The 1938-nt window shown below is 64.2% G+C and carries 2 protein-coding genes; both read left to right on the forward strand.

Annotation, left to right across the window (positions count from 1 at the left end):
• Positions 1-193 precede the first annotated feature (193 nt).
• Positions 194-952 (forward strand): ParA family protein, encoded by a 759-nt coding sequence (locus AB0C78_RS50715; RefSeq protein WP_360763033.1) that lies wholly within the window; start codon positions 194-196, stop codon positions 950-952.
• On the forward strand, positions 952-1860 hold the full coding sequence (locus tag AB0C78_RS50720) for a ParB/RepB/Spo0J family partition protein (RefSeq protein ID WP_360763036.1): 909 nt from the start codon (positions 952-954) through the stop codon (positions 1858-1860). The genes AB0C78_RS50715 and AB0C78_RS50720 overlap by 1 nt, the downstream gene beginning before the upstream one ends.
• The last annotated feature ends 78 nt before the right edge of the window (positions 1861-1938 follow it).

Consider the following 1938-nt stretch of genomic DNA (forward strand, 5'->3'; position numbering starts at 1 on the left):
TTTAATTGAATCGGCCCCCCCCTAGAAACACCCGACCACTCATCCACTCTTTCCCTCCACGCCGCTATTCTGATCTGCTCTTTACCGCGGTAAAGAGCCACCTCTTGCTGTGTCGCCTGGCCAGGATTCCGGTCGACCTGGGATGCTGCTGGCTGTCCGAAGTACCGGCAACGGGAAGCATACGGAGCAACAGATGGCATCCAACGTTCTCGTCGTGTCTGCAGACTCGCAGGGCTCTGCAGTGTGGTGGGCCGATCGCGTCGGCGACAACGCCCTCCCCTTCGACTTCACCCAGCTCGACCTCCCCAGCGAAGAGGAAGAAGACGCGCTGGACGCGGAGGCGCTTCGGGCGCTGAGGGACGAGGTCCGTAACACGATCCGGCGCCTGAAGAAGCTGGCCCCGCGCATCCACGTCGTGGCCAACCAGAAGGGCGGCGTCGGAAAGACCACCACCACCGTCAACCTGGCCGCGGTCGTAGAGGAGGTCCTGGGCGGCGGTGCAGAAGGCGGTGACGGCAGTCGCTATGCCCACATCTTCATCGACACTCCGGGCAGTCTGCGGGAGCAGTACATCCTCGAAGCATGCCTGGACATCGGCGAAGACGTGGTGGTGCCGATGATCCCCGAGCCCTTGTGCTTCGATGCAACCAAGCGCACCGTCCACAACCTCATCCAGCCAAAGGCGGCCGAGTCGGGGAAGATGAAGTACCGGGTTCTGCTCAACAACTGGGACCCGCGAGATGGCGTCTCGGATCGTGACCAGACGCTCGGTTTCATGGACGCGCAGAAGTGGCCACGGGCCAAGACCGTCGTACGTCGTTACAAGGTCCATACGCGAGCAAGTGCCGAGGGGCACGTCGTCACTCAGTACCCCAAGAACAGGACCTCTATGGAGGCTCGCGAGGATTACTTCCGCCTCGCCCTGGAACTCGGGTACGGAGGGGCCGCCTGATGGGACAGCGCGTCGACCTATCCACCGTCGCGGATGAGCCGGTCGAGGATGTCCCGGGACGGAGTGCCGGGAGCTTCTCCCGCATGCGGGTGGACCGGCTTGCCCCCACTCCGCTGAACCCACGCGAGAACTACGGGACCGAGGAGGAGCTAACCGACTTCGGGGAAAGCCTGAAGGTACGCCAGCTCCAGCCCGTCGTGGTGGTCAGCCGCGCCGCCTATCTCAAGCTCTGGCCTGACCACGCCAAGGAGATCGGCAGCGCGGCCTTCGTCATCGCCAATGGTGAGCGCCGGTGGCGGGCCTCTCGCCACGTAGAGCTGCCGACCATCGACGCCATCGTCAGGGACTCCATCGCCGAATCGCGACCGAGCTTCCTGGACGCCGTTCTCAAGGAGAACATCGACCGGAAGAATCTGGATCCGATTGAAGAGGCACAGGCCGTCGAAGCGATGGTCCAGGAGTGCGGGTCCGCCGGCGCCGCGGCCAAGCAGTTCAAACGACACGAAAGTTGGGTCTCCCAGCGCAGGGCCCTCTTGAAGCTGACACCCGAACTTCAAGAGCAGGTGCGCGCAGGTTCCCTTCCCGTGCGGCTGGCGCGCTCTATCGCGATCAAGCCGGCAACGGAACAAGAACCGGCATTGCGAGCGCTGGAGGAGCAACAACAGCAGGAGCGAGCTGCGAAGCGGGCAAGGAAGGCGCGCAGTTCCGCTACTGACGCGGAGCGCACGGAGGCGGGCGTGCCGCAGCCTCGGGACGAAGAGGCCCCCGGGAAGGGAGTTAGGGGCTCCCGCGCGAGGGCCGCTGACGCTGAAGTTCCATGGGACTCCACCGAGAAGCTCGCGGCAATGATCCGTGATCGCCTCACGGGGAGAGCAGTCGCGGACCTGGTTCGCCTGCTTCAGGCGTAGGAGTCGCGAGGCGGGCTGTCTTCTTTACCGCGGTAAAGAAGACAACGCAACACCGACCCGGCGGGAAAGAGGGTAAGC

It is taken from the genome of Actinomadura sp. NPDC048394, assembly GCF_040651755.1.
GTDB lineage: Bacteria > Actinomycetota > Actinomycetes > Streptosporangiales > Streptosporangiaceae > Spirillospora > Spirillospora montaniterrae.